Genomic DNA, 14,798 nt, shown 5'->3' with positions numbered 1-14,798 from the left:
GCGGGCGTGCGAGGCGGCTCTAGCGGTCAAGCAAGAGCCGCGCCGCACGCCGGTAGGGGCGCTTACTGGCGCTTACTTCTTCTCGCCGTCGGCGCCGTCGAACAGGGCCTTGGGCGGGTTCTTCTTCATTTCTGCAGCGAACGCGATCTGTGCGTCGGTCTGGCATTCGTCGGCGATGCGCAGGCCGGCCTTCTGGTTCATCAGCATCGACTTGTTGCCGAGCTGGAGCCACATGGCGCCGGCGCGCGGGTCTTCGAGGCGGATGGCGCCGGTACGGCTTTCGACCGGGTGCATGCGGTACTTCTGGCCCTTGGTGCTGACGGTGAAGAAGCCGGGCTTCTTCTCGTCAGGCGTGACGGTCACGTCGGCGCCGAGTTCGCACTGAGCCTTGCCGATCGACACGCGCTTGGCGACCTCGAGGTCGGCGTCGGTGAGGACGATGTTGGTGTCGTCGCTGATCGGCGTGACTTCTTCCACTGCCTTGGCGGCCTTGCGGGTGACCTGGCGCTTCGGGGGCGCCTTCTTCGCCGTCTCGGCCTTGGCCGCAGGCTTGGCCGGCGTCGTGCTCTGTGCCACGGCCGCGAGCGGCAGGGCCATTGCGACAGCGGCGATCAGGGCAATTTTCTTCATGTGTGGGTTTCCTTGAGGCTGGGTTCGAAGGTTTCGTTTCAGGAGGCCGCGAGTGCAAACCAGGCTTTCGCCTCGGAGGGCAACGCGCGCCCTGTTGCGTGGGCACGCGTCAGTACCTGCCAGAAGTGGCGGTAGCTCGCGCGGTCGTGCAATGTGCCATCAATTTGTGTCGGAGCCCAATCCGCGGCCGCCGCCTTTACAAGGATTTTTGTGGCAATTTGAATCTGCGACTCGTCCGGCGCGAAGGCTTCCAGGATCGGCCGGATCTGGTTCGGGTGGATGCTCCACATGCGCGTGTAGCCGAATTCGGTGGCCGCCCTGCGCGCGGCCGTGCGCATGGCGCCGGTGTCGTTGAACTCGGTGACCACGCAGTGCGAGGGCACCTTGCCGTAGGCGTGCGCGGCCGAGGCGATGGCCAGCTTGGCGCGCACCACCAGCGGGTGGCTGAACTGCCCTGCCGCGCCCATGCCGTCGGCCGGGATGGCGCCGGCATGCGCCGAGACGAAATCCATGAGCCCGAAGCTCAGCGACTGCACGCGCGGATGCGCGGCGATCTCGAAGGCGTTGTGCACCGCCAGCGGCGATTCGATCAGCACGTGCAGCGGCAGCGCGCCGGCATCGGCCGCATCGAGCGCTGCAACGGCCTGATGCACATCGGCCACCGATTCGACCTTGGGCACCATCAGGTGGCTCAGGCGCGAACCTGCCCGGCCGGCGATGGTGACCACGTCGCCCGCGAAGGCCGGATGGTCGACCGGGTGCACACGAACGCCGACGCGCATGCCGGGCTTCGCGGCCAGCGCGAGTTCGGTGACGAGCGCTGCGTGATCGGCCTCGCCGCCCACGGGCGCGCCGTCCTCGCAGTCGAGGGTGACGTCGAACACGCAGGCGCCGAACTCCTCGGCCATCTCGGCCTGGAGCGCGAGGCTCTTCTTCATGCGCGCCTCGACGCCGCTGTAGTGGTCGCAAACGGGCAGCGCCACCGCACCGGCCTGTGCGCCGAGCAGCACTTCAGCGGGATGGGCCGTGTTCGTCATGCCTGGTTCTTCTGCGCGACGATGAACATGCGCGGGAAGGCCAGCAGCCGCTTGCCGTCGGTGCGCACCGGGTACGCCTCGTCCACGCGCCGCTGGTATTCGGCGAGGTAGCTCGCCTGAAGGTCGGGCGGCAGGCGGTCGACGAAGGGCTTCAGGCCGGTGCCGCGCACCCATTCGACGATGGACGCCGCATCAGCCATGCGGTGCTGGTAGATGGTGTGCCAGACATCGACGTGCGGCGCGAGCGGCGCCAGCAGGTCGTAGTAGCCGCGCAGGTCGAGCAGCAGCGTGCGCAGCTTGTCCGCGTCACCGATGGGCTCGGCCCACGGCGCCTCGGCCGCGAGCGCGCGCATCAGGCGGTGCGTCGGGCTCCTGGCGGTTGTCGGGCATCTGGATGGCGAGCACGCCACCCGGGGCCAGCGCGTCGAACAGGCGCGGGATCAGCTTCTCGTGATCGGGCACCCACTGCAGGGACGCGTTGGCATAGATGAGATCGGGCGCTTCTTCTTTCGATCGCGGCGCCCAGGTCGCGATATCACTCAGCTCGAAGCGCGTCTGCGGCAGGCGCTCGCGCGCGCTGACCAGCATGGCTTCGGAGTTGTCGGTCCCGACGACCTGCGCCTTCGGGAACCGGTTGACCAGCAGCTCGGTGGAGTTGCCCGGGCCGCAGCCGAGGTCGACCACGCGGGCCGCTTCGGTCAGCGGCACCCGCGCGAGGAGTTCCTGCGCGGGACGGGTGCGCTCGTCCTCGTAGCGACGGTAGAGCGCGGGGTTCCAGTCGAGCATGCTGGCCTGCAGTGGTTTACAGCAGGTGGGCGACGCCGGCCTGCTCGTCCTGCAGTTCCTTCAGCGTCTTGTTGATGCGTTCCTGGCTGAATGCGTCGATTTCCAGGCCTTCGACGATCTTGTACTTGCCGTTCTCGGTGATGACCGGGAAGCCGAAGATCACGTCCTTCGGAATGCCGTATTCGCCGTTTGACGGGATGCCCATCGTGACCCACTTGCCGTTGGAGCCCAGGGCCCAGTCGCGCATGTGGTCGATGGCTGCGTTGGCGGCCGAGGCAGCCGACGACAGGCCGCGGGCTTCGATGATGGCGGCGCCGCGCTTGCCCACGGTGGGCAGGAAGGTGTCGGCGTTCCAGACCTGGTCGTTGATCAGGTCCTTGACGCTCTTGCCGCCGACAGTGGCGAAGCGGTAGTCGGCGTACATCGTGGGCGAGTGGTTGCCCCAGACGGTGAGCTTCTCGATGTCGCCCACTGCGGTGCCGGTCTTCGCGGCGATCTGGCTGGCGGCGCGGTTGTGGTCCAGGCGCAGCATGGCGGTGAAGTTCTCGCGCGGCAGGCTGGGGGCGCTCTTCATGGCGATGTAGGCGTTGGTGTTGGCGGGGTTGCCGACCACGAGCACCTTGACGTTGCGGCTGGCGACCTGGTCGAGGGCCTTGCCCTGTGCCGTGAAGATCTGCGCGTTGGCGGCCAGCAGGTCGGCGCGCTCCATGCCGGGGCCGCGGGGACGGGCACCGACCAGCAGGGCGTAGTCGGCGTCCTTGAAGGCCACCAGCGGGTCGCCGGTGGGGATCACGCCGGCCAGCAGCGGGAAGGCGCAGTCTTCGAGCTCCATGATCACGCCCTTGAGCGCCTTCTGGGCCTTCTCGTCGGGGATCTCGAGCAGTTGCAGGATGACCGGCTGGTCTTTGCCGAGCATTTCACCGGAGGCGATACGGAACAGCAGGGCGTAACCGATTTGACCGGCGGCACCGGTGACGGCAACGCGGACGGGCTTTTTGCTCATGGGAAGACTCCAGAAGGTAATGAAACGGTGTCGGCGCTCTCGTGGGGCGCCAGGGGTTCTGCGGGATAAAACACCTTCCCGCAGCGCGAGACCGGCAGCATTTTAAGCCGATTCAATGAGCCTCGTCTTATGTCTTATATAAGATATCCTCTCGGGGTCCGCCAAGGCGCACCCCACCGCTGCCATGAACACGCCCACCCCATTCGACGAGCCCGCGACGCCGTCCTTCAGTCCGCTCTACCAGCAGATCAAGACCCTGATCCTGCAGAGCCTGCAGGCGGGCGAGTGGAAGCCGGGCGAACCCATCCCCAGCGAGATGGACCTGGCCGTGCGCTACCGCGTGAGCCAGGGCACGGTGCGCAAGGCCATCGACGAGCTCTCCGCCGAGAACCTCGTGGTACGCCGCCAGGGCAAGGGCACCTTCGTCGCCACCCATGCCGAGCAGCATGTGCAGTACCGCTTCCTCAAGCTCGTACCCGACGAAGGCGACCCGAGCACCGAAGGCCCGGCCGTGCGCACCATCGTCGACTGCAAGCGCCTGCGCGCATCCGCCGACGTGGCCCGAGCGCTCGGCCTGCGCACCGCAGACGCCGTGCTGCAGGTGCGCCGCGTGCTCGCCTACGGCGGCGTGCCCACCATCCTCGAAGACCTGTGGCTTCCCGGTGCGCCCTTCAAGGGCCTCACCGCCGAGCGGCTGCGCGCATGGCCCGGCCCGATGTACGCGCTCTTCGAAACGGAATTCGGCGTGCGCATGGTGCGTGCCGAGGAAAAGATTCGCGCCGTGCTGCCCGACGCCGAACAGGCCGAGCTGCTCGACGTGCCTCCGCAGATGCCCCTGCTGAGCGTGGAACGCGTTGCGCACACCTACCATGACACGCCGATGGAACTGCGCCGCGGCCTCTATCGCACCGACACGCACCACTACAGGAACCAGCTGGGCTGATCCCGATGCAGATGAACGCCGAACACAGGCGCGCCAGCGCGCGCATGCAACGTGAGCATTGCGCTACGAAGTCAATAGCATCCGACTGCAACGGTGCAGTGACTCGCATGCGTCCGCAGCGTGATGGTGCATTGCAATAGAATTTTGCGTTGTTTGCACTTCCCCATAAGAAACAAAAGCGTTCGCTCTCAGAACAAGCAACAAGCCAACAGTCACAAAAGCCACGAAAGCCCATCCCCCAATGACAGAGCTTGCAACTCCTCCCCGGCCCAAGCGTCGCGAATTCCGCAACATCAACGCCTTCACCGACCTCACGACCTACCGGCTGCCGCCGGCGGGCATCGTGTCGATCCTGCACCGCGTCAGCGGCGTGCTGATGTTCCTGCTGATGCCGTTCATCATCTGGATGTTCGACACCTCGCTGTCCTCCGACTATTCGTTCGCCCGCTTCAAGGCCGCCTTCAACAGCGGCCTTGGTTTCGTTCCGGGGTGGTTCTTCAAGCTCGTCGCGCTCGCGCTGATCTGGGCCTACCTGCACCACTTCATCGCCGGCCTGCGCCACCTCTGGATGGACGTGAGCCATTCGGCGGTGAACAAGGAATTCGGCAACACCTCGGCCATCGCCACGCTGGCACTGAGCATCCTGCTCACCGTCGTGCTCGGCGCCAAGCTGTTCGGCCTGTACTGAGAAGGAGCCAACCATGTCTGTGAATTACGGCTCCAAGCGCGTCGTCGTCGGCGCCCACTACGGTCTGCGCGACTGGCTCAGCCAGCGCATCACGGGTTGCCTGATGGCGCTCTTCACGATCATCCTGCTCGCGCAGCTGATCTTCAGCCGCGGCCCCATCGGCTACGACCTGTGGGCCGGCATCTTCGCCGCGCAATGGATGAAGGTGCTGACCTTCTCCGTGATCGTCGCCCTGCTCTACCACGTCTGGGTCGGCATGCGCGACGTCTGGATGGACTACATCCAGCCCGTCGCCATCCGTCTCGTGCTGCAAGTTTTCACCATCGTCTGGCTTGTCGGTTGTGCGGGTTGGGCCATTCAAGTGCTTTGGAAGATCTGACCCACCATGACCTACACAAAAGAAAAAATCACCAAGCGCAAGTTCGACGTCGTGATCGTCGGTGCCGGCGGATCCGGCATGCGCGCCTCGCTGCAACTCGCACGCGCCGGCCTCAATGTGGCCGTGCTCTCCAAGGTGTTCCCGACCCGCTCGCACACCGTCGCCGCCCAGGGCGGCGTGGGCGCGTCGCTCGGCAACATGAGCGAGGACAACTGGCACTACCACTTCTACGACACGATCAAGGGCTCCGACTGGCTCGGTGACCAGGACGCGATCGAGTTCATGTGCCGCGAAGCACCGAAGGTCGTGTACGAGCTCGAGCACTTCGGCATGCCCTTCGACCGCAACCCCGACGGCACCATCTACCAGCGCCCGTTCGGCGGCCACACGGCCAACTACGGCGAGAAGCCGGTGCAGCGCGCCTGCGCCGCGGCCGACCGTACCGGCCACGCGATGCTGCACACGCTCTACCAGAAGAACGTCGAGGCACGCACCCAGTTCTTCGTCGAATGGATGGCGCTCGACCTCATCCGTGACGAAGAAGGCGACGTGGTCGGCGTGACCGCGCTCGAAATGGAAACCGGCGACCTGCACATCCTGCAGGCCAAGACCGTGCTGCTGGCCACCGGCGGCGCCGGCCGCATCTTCCAGGCTTCCACCAACGCCTTCATCAACACCGGCGACGGCCTCGGCATGGCTGCGCGCTCGGGCATTCCGCTGCAGGACATGGAGTTCTGGCAGTTCCACCCGACCGGCGTGGCCGGCGCGGGCGTGCTGCTGACCGAGGGCTGCCGCGGCGAAGGCGCGATCCTGCTGAACAGCAATGGCGAACGCTTCATGGAGCGCTATGCGCCCACGCTGAAGGACCTGGCGCCGCGCGACTTCGTCTCGCGCTCGATGGACCAGGAAATCAAGGAAGGCCGCGGCTGCGGTCCCAACAAGGACTACGTGCTGCTCAAGCTCGACCACCTTGGCGCGGACACCATCCACAAGCGCCTGCCCTCGGTGTACGAGATCGGCGTCAACTTCGCCAACGTCGACATCACCAAGGAACCGATTCCCGTCGTGCCGACCATCCACTACCAGATGGGCGGCATCCCGACCAACATCCACGGCCAGGTCGTGGTGCAGAAGGGCGAGGACAACAGCGCCGTGGTGAACGGCCTGTACGCGGTGGGCGAATGCTCCTGCGTGAGCGTGCACGGCGCCAACCGCCTGGGCACGAACTCGCTGCTCGACCTGCTGGTGTTCGGCCGCGCGGCCGGCAACCACATCGTCGAGTTCAACGACAAGCTCAAGGAACACAAGCCCCTGCCCAACGACGCTGCCGACCGCACGCTGGAGCGCCTGAACCGCCTCGAAGCCACCACCGGCGGCGAATACGCGCAGGACGTGGCCGGCGAGATCCGCGCCGTGATGCAGCAGCATGCGGCCGTGTTCCGCAAGCAGGCCTCGATGGACGAAGGCGTGACCAAGATCGCCGCCGTGCGCGAGCGCGTCAAGGCCATCGGCCTGAAGGACAAGTCGAAGGTGTTCAACACCGCCCGCATCGAAGCGCTGGAAGTCGACAACCTGATCGAAGTGGCGCAGGCCACCATGGTCTCGGCCGCCGCCCGCAAGGAATGCCGCGGCGCCCACACGGTGGAAGACTACGAGCGCCCGGCCGACGACCCGGTCGCACCGCTGGGCCGCGACGACGCCAACTGGATGAAGCACACCCTCTGGTACAGCGCCGACAACCGCCTCTCGTACAAGCCGGTCAAGCTGCAGCCGCTCACCGTGGCCTCGGTTCCGCCGAAGGTCCGCACGTTCTAAGCGAGCGGCTCACAGTCAGCTCATACAAAGCATTCACAAGGTCACTACGATGAAGCGCACATTCCAGATCTACCGCTACGACCCGGACAAGGACGCCAAGCCCTACATGCAGACGGTCGAGATCGAACTCGACGGCCACGAGCGCATGCTGCTCGACGCGCTCATGAAGCTCAAGGCGCAGGACCCGACCCTGTCGTTCCGCCGCTCGTGCCGCGAAGGCGTCTGCGGCTCCGACGCGATGAACATCAACGGCAAGAACGGTCTGGCCTGCCTGACCAACATGAACACGCTCAAGGGCACCGTGGTGCTCAAGCCGCTGCCGGGCCTGCCCGTGATCCGCGACCTGATCGTGGACATGACCCAGTTCTTCAAGCAGTACAACTCGATCAAGCCGTACCTGCAGAACGACACCGTGCCGCCCGAGAAGGAACGCCTGCAGTCGCCCGAGGAGCGCGAAGAGCTCAACGGCCTGTACGAGTGCATCCTGTGCGCGAGCTGCTCCACGAGCTGCCCGAGCTTCTGGTGGAACCCCGACAAGTTCGTGGGCCCCGCCGGCCTGCTGCAGGCCTACCGCTTCATCGCCGACAGCCGCGACGAAGCCACCGCCGAGCGCCTGGACAACCTGGAAGACCCGTACCGCCTGTTCCGCTGCCACACGATCATGAACTGCGTGGACGTGTGCCCCAAGAGCCTGAACCCGACCAAGGCCATCGGCAAGATCAAGGAATTGATGGTGCGCCGCGCCATCTGAGCCCCGCGGTCCAGCCGTTCTTCAGAAAGTCATCATGCAATCCGCCGTCGACTCCCAGGAGCTGCTCAGCGAACGCGCGCTGAGCAAGCTCAAATGGCGCTGCCGGCGCGGGCTGCTCGAGAACGACCTGTTCATCGCCCGCTTCTTCGAGCGGCACGAATCCCGCATGACCGTGGGTCAGGCGGGAGCGATGGAGACATTGATGGACCTGTCGGACAACGATCTCCTCGACCTCCTTCTGCGCAGAAAGGAGCCCGAGCCCGAATGGGCCGGGGCCGAGGTGGTCGCTTTGCTGCAGCTCATGCGCACCGACGGCGCGCAGCGCCCTGCAATTTCTCCTTCGTCCTGAATCCACCTCTGAAAGTAAACCGAAATGAAAGCATCCGATACCAAGGCCACGCTGTCGTTCAGCAACGGCGGCGACAGCGTCGAACTGCCGATCTACAAGGGCACCGTTGGCCCCGACGTGATCGATATCCGCAAGCTGTATGCGCAGACCGGCATGTTCACGTACGACCCGGGCTTCATGTCGACCGCCGCCTGCCAGTCGGCCATCACGTACATCGATGGCGACAAGGGCGAGCTGCTGTACCGCGGCTACCCCATCGAGCAGCTCGCGACCAACTGCGACTTCCTCGAGACCTGCCACCTGCTGCTGTACGGTGAACTGCCGGACGCCGCCAAGAAGGCCAACTTCACCAAGCTCGTGACCAACCACACGATGGTCAACGAGCAGATGCAGTTCTTCCTGCGCGGCTTCCGCCGCGACGCGCACCCGATGGCCATCATGACCGGCCTGGTGGGCGCCCTGTCGGCCTTCTATCACGACAGCACGGACATCAACAATCCCGAGCACCGCGAGATCGCCGCGATCCGCCTGATCGCGAAGATGCCCACGCTCGTGGCCATGGCCTACAAGTACACGATCGGCCAGCCGTACATGTACCCGAAGAACGAGCTCAGCTATGCAGGCAACTTCCTGCACATGATGTTCGCCACGCCGTGCGAGGAGTACAAGGTGAACCCGGTGCTCGAGCGCGCGCTCGACCGCATCTTCATCCTGCACGCCGACCACGAGCAGAACGCCTCGACCTCGACGGTGCGCCTGTGCGGCTCGTCGGGCACGAACCCCTTCGCGGCCATCGCGGCCGGCGTTGCCTGCCTGTGGGGCCCTGCCCACGGCGGTGCCAACGAAGCAGCACTCAACATGCTGTACGACATCCAGAAGGAAGGCGGCGTCGAGAAGATCGGCGAGTTCATCAAGAAGGTCAAGGACAAGAACTCGAACGTCAAGCTGATGGGCTTCGGCCACCGCGTGTACAAGAACTACGACCCGCGCGCCAAGCTGATGCAGGAAACCTGCAACGAAGTGCTGACCGAACTGGGCCTGGAAAACGACCCGCTGTTCAAGCTGGCCAAGGAACTGGAAAAGATCGCCCTGGAAGACGAGTACTTCGTGTCGCGGAAGCTCTACCCGAACGTCGACTTCTACTCGGGCATCGTGCAGCGCGCCATCGGCATCCCGGTGCCGCTGTTCACCGCGATCTTCGCGCTGGCTCGCACGGTCGGCTGGATCGCCCAGCTGAACGAAATGATCGGCGACCCCGAGTACAAGATCGGCCGTCCGCGCCAACTGTTCGAAGGTTCGCCCAAGCGCGACGTGAAGCCGATCTCGGCTCGCTGATCCGCGTCTTGCGACTTCACTCACGAAAGCTGCCTTCGGGTAGCTTTTTTTTGGCCTGTAAATTGCGGTCTCCTTCTTGTTGTTCGACGAAAAAGGAGAAAGCAGATGGCAGTTTTCAGCCCGGTAATCAGTTTGTCTTCAAGGGCGGCATGCGTGGCCCTCGCCGCGTCGGCCCTGTTCGGCTGCGCGAGCGATGCGAGCCGATCCACGTCGCCTTCGGCCACACAAGGTGCGCAACAACAGGTGGCCGTGAAGGTTCTCATCATCAGCATGTTCAAGCCCGAGGCCAACGTCTGGCTCGAGCCGCTGAAGCTGAACCGGGAGATCAAGGTGCCGGGCCTGTCCGCCGACGATCCGGCGGTGCGCTGCAATGCCGACTCGGTGTGCCAGGTCACCACCGGCATGGGCCACACCAACGCCGCAGCCTCGGTCACGGCGCTGGTGTTCAGCGGCAAGTTCGATCTCTCGAAGACCTACTTCCTGGTGGCCGGCATCTCGGGCGTCGACCCGAACGTCTCGACCATCGGCTCGGCCACCTGGGCCCGGTACCTGGTCGACTTCGGCATCGCCCACGAGATCGACGCGCGCGAGATGCCGCCGAGCTGGCGCACCGGCTACTTCGGCATCGGTGCCAAGGACCCGGACTCCAAGCCCAAGTTCGAGTACCGCACCGAGGTCTTCCGCCTCGACGAGAAGCTGCTGCAGAAGGCCCTGAAACTGTCGGCCAACGCACCGCTGGCGGACAGCGACAAGGCACGCGCCTATCGCGCGAGGTATCCGCAGCCGGCGGCCAGGGCGCGGCCCTCGGTCCTGCAATGCGACACCGCAGCCGGTGACACCTACTGGCACGGCAAGTACCTGGGCGAGACGGCCACGCGCTGGGTTTCGCTCGTGACCGACGGGCAGGGCAAGTACTGCACCACCCAGCAGGAGGACAACGCCACCTACGAGGCACTGAAGCGGGGCGCCAGCGCCGGCCTGCTGGACCTGAAGCGCGTGGCCGTGCTGCGCACCGCGTCGAACTTCGACCGGCCCCACCCGGGGCAGACCGCCTATGCCTCGCTGTCGGCCGAGTCGGGCGGGTTTCCGATCTCCACCGCCAACCTGCTGATCGCGGGCCGCCCCCTGGTCGATGCCATCGTCGGCAACTGGGCGGCCTGGAGCGCCGGGGTCCCTGCGGACTGAGCGCAGCCCGTCACCACTTCACGCGCACGCCGATCGACCCGTTGATCGAACTCTTCACCCTGGCGTCGCCGCCGCTCGCCCAGAGCTTGCCGATTTCGCCGTAGAGGCTGGTCGACGGGCCCAGCGCGAGCGTGAAGCCGCCCGCGAGTTCGGTGCTCGTGCCGCCCGTCGGCGCCGCGATGTCGGTGGTGGTGACGCCGTTCACGAAGCGCGCGATGTCCGCGCCGCTCGATGTCCGGTAGACGTTGAAGCGGCCGTATGGCTGCAGCGTGCCGAGCCCCGTGGCGATCTCGCCCTTGACCCGCACGCCCGCGCGCGCGATCCAGCCGCTGTCGGCCTGCGGCTGGACGATGGCGCCGAGGATGGCGGAGTTGCCCAGGTCCATGTGCTGGTGGATCAGCTGCAGCTGCGGCTCGATGCGCCAGCCGCTGCCGCCCAGCGCGAAGGACTGGCCCACCTCGATGGACCCCAGCAGGCTGTTGCCCTTGCCGCTCATGCCCTGGCTCGCCAGCGGCTCGACGGTGTAGCGGTGGCGGCCCGACTGCACCACCGCGTCGGCGTAGAAGCCGCTGTCGTTGGTGTAAGTGCCGTACACGCCCAGGTACTGGCTGCGCAGGTCGTTGCGGCCCACGGACAGGTTCTGGATGCCGCTGGCGAAGCCGCGCACGCTGGCGTCGCCGTCGAGCTGGCCGACGTAGAGGCCTGCGCGCCAGTTGGGCGTGGCCAGCAGGTCGGTGCCAGCCTGGAAGCCGGTGAGGCGGCCCTTGCTAGATGGCGATACCACGCCGCCCTGCTGGATGTCGATGTCGGCGGAGAGCACGCGGGCCCAGGCGCGGCGATCGGAGCCGACAGCGTTGGTCGAGGTGGTCGCGGTGCCCTTCACGTCGTCGTCGCCCACGCGCTTGCGCAGGTCGCCGAGCATCGCGAGGTTGCCCTGGCGCAGCTGGCCGGAGAGCGCGGAATAGAGCGAGGCCTCGGCGCGGTAGGTGATCACCGGCGTGGCAGGCGTGGTGGGTGTGGGAGGCGCGGGTGATGCGGTAGTGCTCGAACGCAGGTACCAGTTCTCGCCCGCGCCGCTCGCGTCCGCGGCGTACAGGCGGTACTCGTAGGCGCCGGCATCCACATGGCCGTTGGCCAGGCTGAAGGCGTCCTTGGTGGTCTGGGCCGTGGTGGTGGCGCCGTTCTTCGCGGTGACCACCTCGATGCCGTTGCCGCTGGTGAGCGCGCCCAGGCCGCCGAGGTTGGTGACCTGAACTGTGGTCTTGCCACTGGCGGACGCGGCGGCGCCGTCGAGCACCAGCCGATCCGAAGGTCCCGTGCCGTTGAGCGCGGTGCCGAGCCTGAGCACGCCGTTGTTGCCGACGTACGCGCCCGTCACCGTGAGCGCGGTGCCTGCGGCCGCGCCCGCGAGCGAGACGGTGCCGCTGTTGGCGAGCGAAGCGACCGTCTGGCTGAAGCCCGCAAGGTCCAGCGCGGCGCCCGCGGCCACGCTGTAGGCGGATGCCGCGCTGAAGGTGTTGGCGGCGCCCGCCTTGAGCGTGCCCTGCGCGACGTTGGTGGCGCCGGTGTACACGTTGGCGCCGGACAGCGTCAGCGTGCCCGAGCCCTCCTTCGTGATGAAGCCGCCGCCGCTGATCGCGCCGCTCAGGGTCGCGTTGAAGGCGCCGGTGTCGATGACCGGATCGGTGCTGCCCGTGAGCTGGATCGCATTGGCGATCGTCAGCCCGTCGGCGCTGAAGCCCAGCGTCGTGTCGTCGTCCATCGACAGCGTGCCGGTGCCCAGCGCCTGGCTGTTGCCGAGGTTCAGGCGCCCCTGGCGCAGTGCGGTGCCACCGGTGAATGTGTTCGCGCCCGTAAGCGTCAGCACGCCTGCGCCGGTCTTGATCAGCCCACCACCGGCTCCGCCGTTGGTGCCACCGTCGCTGACGATGCCATCGAACTGCATGTCGGTACCCAGCGCGCCGAGCGTGGCGAAGTTGGCCCCCAGCAGGAGTTGCCCTTGACCGGACAGCGAGCCTATGCCGATGCCGCCGCTGTGGGCCGAGATGTCGACCCGGCCGTTGGCCTGGTTCACCAGGGTCGCACCATCGGCCGTGCTGTTGCCTACAAAAAAGCTCGCACCGCCATTGCGGTTGATGATCGTGGCCGATCCAGCGCTGCTGTCATTGGTGAAGTACGCGGCTCCGATGTCGTTGTCAATGACCGCATGGCCAGCACTGCTGCTCTGGTAGAAGAAGGTGGTGCCCGTGCTGTTCTTGATGCGCGCATTGCCCGCCGAAGTGTTCTCCCGGAAATTGGTGAACGATGCGTCGTTGTTCGTGATCGTGGCGTTGGCACCCTGGCTCGTGCCGTAGAAGTCGGTGCCGCTTGCGTTGTAGTTCGTGATGGTGGCACTGCCTGCCGTGCTCGCACCGAGAAAGGTCGTGTAACCATTCTGATTCGTGATGGACAGCGCGCCCGCATCAACCCCACTTTGGAATTCAAGTGATGCGTTCACGGTAACCGGCCCACTGCCCAAGGCGCCGTTGACGGCTGCACTCAGTCTGCCGCCATCGATACGGGTTCCCCCGGAGTAGGCATTGCTCGCCGAGAGCACCAGCGATCCACCGCCGGTCTTCGTCAGGCCGCCCGCGCCGCTGATGGCGCTGGCCAGCGTCACGTTGTTGCCGTTGGTGTCGAAGGTGCCGCCGTTCGCGCCCAGCGCATTCAGCCGGCCGGAAATGTCCGTGGTGTTCGCCGCCGCCCATTGCAGGCCGCCGCCGTTCAGCGTGATGTTGCCGGTGCCGAGGTTGGCGCCGTTGCTGAAGTTGATCAGCCCGGCATTGACGGTCGTGCCGCCCGAGTAGGCATTTGCGCCGGTCAGGAACGTGATGCCGCTGCCGTTCTGAACCACCGTGCCGGTTCCCGAGATGGCCGTGGCGAAGGTGTAGGTGGCATCGGACTGGTTGAAGTTGATCCTGCCCGCGTTGTTGATGCTGCCGGCCAGCCCGGTGACGATGCCTGCAGTCGTGCCGTTGGCCGTGGCATTGCCGATATTGAGCGTGCCGCCTCCGTTGATGGTGAAGGCGGCGCCCGCCAGGTTCAGCGTGCTGCCATCGCCCAGGTTGAGGACGCCCGTGCCGCCCGCCCCGCCGTTGCCGGCACAGCCGCAGTTGCCCCCCGTGCCGCCCAGGCCGCCGAGATAGAGCTGTGTGCCGACCGTGATGGTCGCCCCGCCGGTGGCAGTGAGCGTCCCGGTGCCGCCCGTGCCGCCGTTGCCGCCTCGGAGAAGGGGGCTCCGCCGGAACCGCCGCCGCCGCCGGCGCCGCCGATCAGCAGCGTGTTGCTGACTGTCAGGGCCGTGCCACTGAGGGTGAGTTCCCCAGCTCCCCCGGCGCTTCCATCGATGCCGACCGTGCCGGTGCCGAGGTTGCCACCGTCCCCGCCGCCACCACCGCCGCCGATCCCGACGTATTCATAGGTCGGCAGGAGGCTGCTGCCGCTGGCCGGGCTGGAAAGAGTCTGCGTCGGAGCGGGAACGAAGCCGGCACCGCCAGAGCCCGGCAGGTAAAAGTCTGCCCCGCCACCGCCGCCGCGGATGCTGCCGTTGCCGCCGTCACCGCCTCCCGCGCCGCCGGCGCCTATGAGGAGCACGTCGGCCGCGTGCGCGAACGGCGCGGCCAGCGAAAGCGCCAGCACCGCGCCCACTGCGATGCGTCGCCGGGCACTGGAGCTTGCGCCCACTGCCGAGCCCCTGACGGCCGACACGGCCAGTTCCGACACGGCCTGCCAGACGCCCAGCCGCCTGTTCCAGACGACCCTGAAAGTGCGATTCATCCTGTTGGTCCCGTATTTGTTCTGTTGAATCCGGCTGCATGGCCGCAGCCGCGTCTCGCGGAACGCCGCTCGATGAAAGTA

At 66.4% G+C, this 14,798-nt stretch carries 11 protein-coding genes and 2 pseudogenes; 8 read left to right on the top strand and 5 right to left on the bottom strand.

The genetic code is table 11. The annotated features are described in order from the left end of the window. Window positions 1-72 precede the first annotated feature (72 nt). The 4 genes and pseudogenes from ACHMXA_RS11470 to ACHMXA_RS11455 form a co-directional block, all read right to left on the bottom strand. Window positions 73-630 (bottom strand): hypothetical protein, encoded by a 558-nt coding sequence (locus tag ACHMXA_RS11470; protein WP_176664490.1) that lies wholly within the window; start codon window positions 628-630, stop codon window positions 73-75. 38 nt (window positions 631-668) lie between these two features. Then, window positions 669-1,667, bottom strand: coding sequence for a CoA ester lyase (locus tag ACHMXA_RS11465; protein WP_176664489.1), 999 nt, complete (start codon window positions 1,665-1,667; stop codon window positions 669-671). Beyond that, a pseudogene (tam, locus tag ACHMXA_RS11460) lies at window positions 1,664-2,453 on the bottom strand (trans-aconitate 2-methyltransferase). Before tam ends, ACHMXA_RS11465 begins: the two are co-directional and overlap by 4 nt. Before the next feature lie 16 nt (window positions 2,454-2,469). Further along, on the bottom strand, window positions 2,470-3,456 hold the full coding sequence (locus tag ACHMXA_RS11455) for a malate dehydrogenase (protein ID WP_176664487.1): 987 nt from the start codon (window positions 3,454-3,456) through the stop codon (window positions 2,470-2,472). Between the two features lie 184 nt (window positions 3,457-3,640). Between ACHMXA_RS11455 and ACHMXA_RS11450 the strand changes: the two genes are divergently transcribed. The 8 genes from ACHMXA_RS11450 to ACHMXA_RS11415 all read left to right on the top strand — a co-directional run bounded on the left by ACHMXA_RS11450 (window position 3,641) and on the right by ACHMXA_RS11415 (window position 10,901). Continuing rightward, complete coding sequence (locus ACHMXA_RS11450) at window positions 3,641-4,399, top strand: GntR family transcriptional regulator (protein ID WP_176664486.1); 759 nt, start codon at window positions 3,641-3,643, stop codon at window positions 4,397-4,399. 241 nt (window positions 4,400-4,640) lie between these two features. Next, complete coding sequence (sdhC, locus tag ACHMXA_RS11445; protein WP_019654079.1) at window positions 4,641-5,087, top strand: succinate dehydrogenase, cytochrome b556 subunit; 447 nt, start codon at window positions 4,641-4,643, stop codon at window positions 5,085-5,087. A 13-nt stretch (window positions 5,088-5,100) separates the two neighbouring features. After that, window positions 5,101-5,466, top strand: a complete 366-nt coding sequence (gene sdhD / locus ACHMXA_RS11440; protein ID WP_176664485.1) for a succinate dehydrogenase, hydrophobic membrane anchor protein — start codon at window positions 5,101-5,103, stop codon at window positions 5,464-5,466. Window positions 5,467-5,472: 6 nt separating this feature from the next. Then, the gene (gene sdhA, locus ACHMXA_RS11435; RefSeq protein ID WP_125947844.1) at window positions 5,473-7,281 is read left to right on the top strand and encodes a succinate dehydrogenase flavoprotein subunit; all 1,809 of its coding nucleotides are present in this window, start codon (window positions 5,473-5,475) and stop codon (window positions 7,279-7,281) included. A 49-nt stretch (window positions 7,282-7,330) separates the two neighbouring features. Then, window positions 7,331-8,032, top strand: coding sequence for a succinate dehydrogenase iron-sulfur subunit (locus ACHMXA_RS11430; RefSeq protein ID WP_093049529.1), 702 nt, complete (start codon window positions 7,331-7,333; stop codon window positions 8,030-8,032). A gap of 34 nt (window positions 8,033-8,066) precedes the next feature. Further along, complete coding sequence (locus ACHMXA_RS11425) at window positions 8,067-8,381, top strand: succinate dehydrogenase assembly factor 2 (RefSeq protein ID WP_176664484.1); 315 nt, start codon at window positions 8,067-8,069, stop codon at window positions 8,379-8,381. Window positions 8,382-8,405: 24 nt separating this feature from the next. Then, window positions 8,406-9,716: a citrate synthase gene (gene gltA, locus ACHMXA_RS11420; protein WP_176664483.1), complete on the top strand. Its 1,311-nt coding sequence runs from the start codon at window positions 8,406-8,408 to the stop codon at window positions 9,714-9,716. Between the two features lie 105 nt (window positions 9,717-9,821). Continuing rightward, complete coding sequence (locus ACHMXA_RS11415; protein ID WP_218088171.1) at window positions 9,822-10,901, top strand: purine nucleoside permease; 1,080 nt, start codon at window positions 9,822-9,824, stop codon at window positions 10,899-10,901. Between the two features lie 10 nt (window positions 10,902-10,911). On the opposite strand, the pseudogene ACHMXA_RS11410 reads toward ACHMXA_RS11415, so the two are convergent. Further along, window positions 10,912-14,717, bottom strand: a pseudogene (locus tag ACHMXA_RS11410) (autotransporter outer membrane beta-barrel domain-containing protein). Between the last annotated feature and the right edge of the window lie 81 nt (window positions 14,718-14,798).

This window comes from Variovorax sp. UC74_104, assembly GCF_044055375.1.
Lineage (GTDB): Bacteria > Pseudomonadota > Gammaproteobacteria > Burkholderiales > Burkholderiaceae_C > Variovorax.
The sequence above is the reverse complement of the archived record's forward strand: the minus strand, read 5'-3'. Positions and strand labels throughout refer to the sequence as shown.

Coding starts and splice junctions, on each gene's coding strand:
- ACHMXA_RS11465 (WP_176664489.1), bottom strand. CDS start 1,667: ATGACGAACACGGCCCATCCCGCTGAAGTGCTGCTCGGCGCACAGGCC.
- ACHMXA_RS11470 (WP_176664490.1), bottom strand. CDS start 630: ATGAAGAAAATTGCCCTGATCGCCGCTGTCGCAATGGCCCTGCCGCTC.
- gltA (WP_176664483.1), top strand. CDS start 8,406: ATGAAAGCATCCGATACCAAGGCCACGCTGTCGTTCAGCAACGGCGGC.
- sdhD (WP_176664485.1), top strand. CDS start 5,101: ATGTCTGTGAATTACGGCTCCAAGCGCGTCGTCGTCGGCGCCCACTAC.
- ACHMXA_RS11455 (WP_176664487.1), bottom strand. CDS start 3,456: ATGAGCAAAAAGCCCGTCCGCGTTGCCGTCACCGGTGCCGCCGGTCAA.
- ACHMXA_RS11415 (WP_218088171.1), top strand. CDS start 9,822: ATGGCAGTTTTCAGCCCGGTAATCAGTTTGTCTTCAAGGGCGGCATGC.
- ACHMXA_RS11450 (WP_176664486.1), top strand. CDS start 3,641: ATGAACACGCCCACCCCATTCGACGAGCCCGCGACGCCGTCCTTCAGT.
- ACHMXA_RS11425 (WP_176664484.1), top strand. CDS start 8,067: ATGCAATCCGCCGTCGACTCCCAGGAGCTGCTCAGCGAACGCGCGCTG.
- sdhA (WP_125947844.1), top strand. CDS start 5,473: ATGACCTACACAAAAGAAAAAATCACCAAGCGCAAGTTCGACGTCGTG.
- sdhC (WP_019654079.1), top strand. CDS start 4,641: ATGACAGAGCTTGCAACTCCTCCCCGGCCCAAGCGTCGCGAATTCCGC.
- ACHMXA_RS11430 (WP_093049529.1), top strand. CDS start 7,331: ATGAAGCGCACATTCCAGATCTACCGCTACGACCCGGACAAGGACGCC.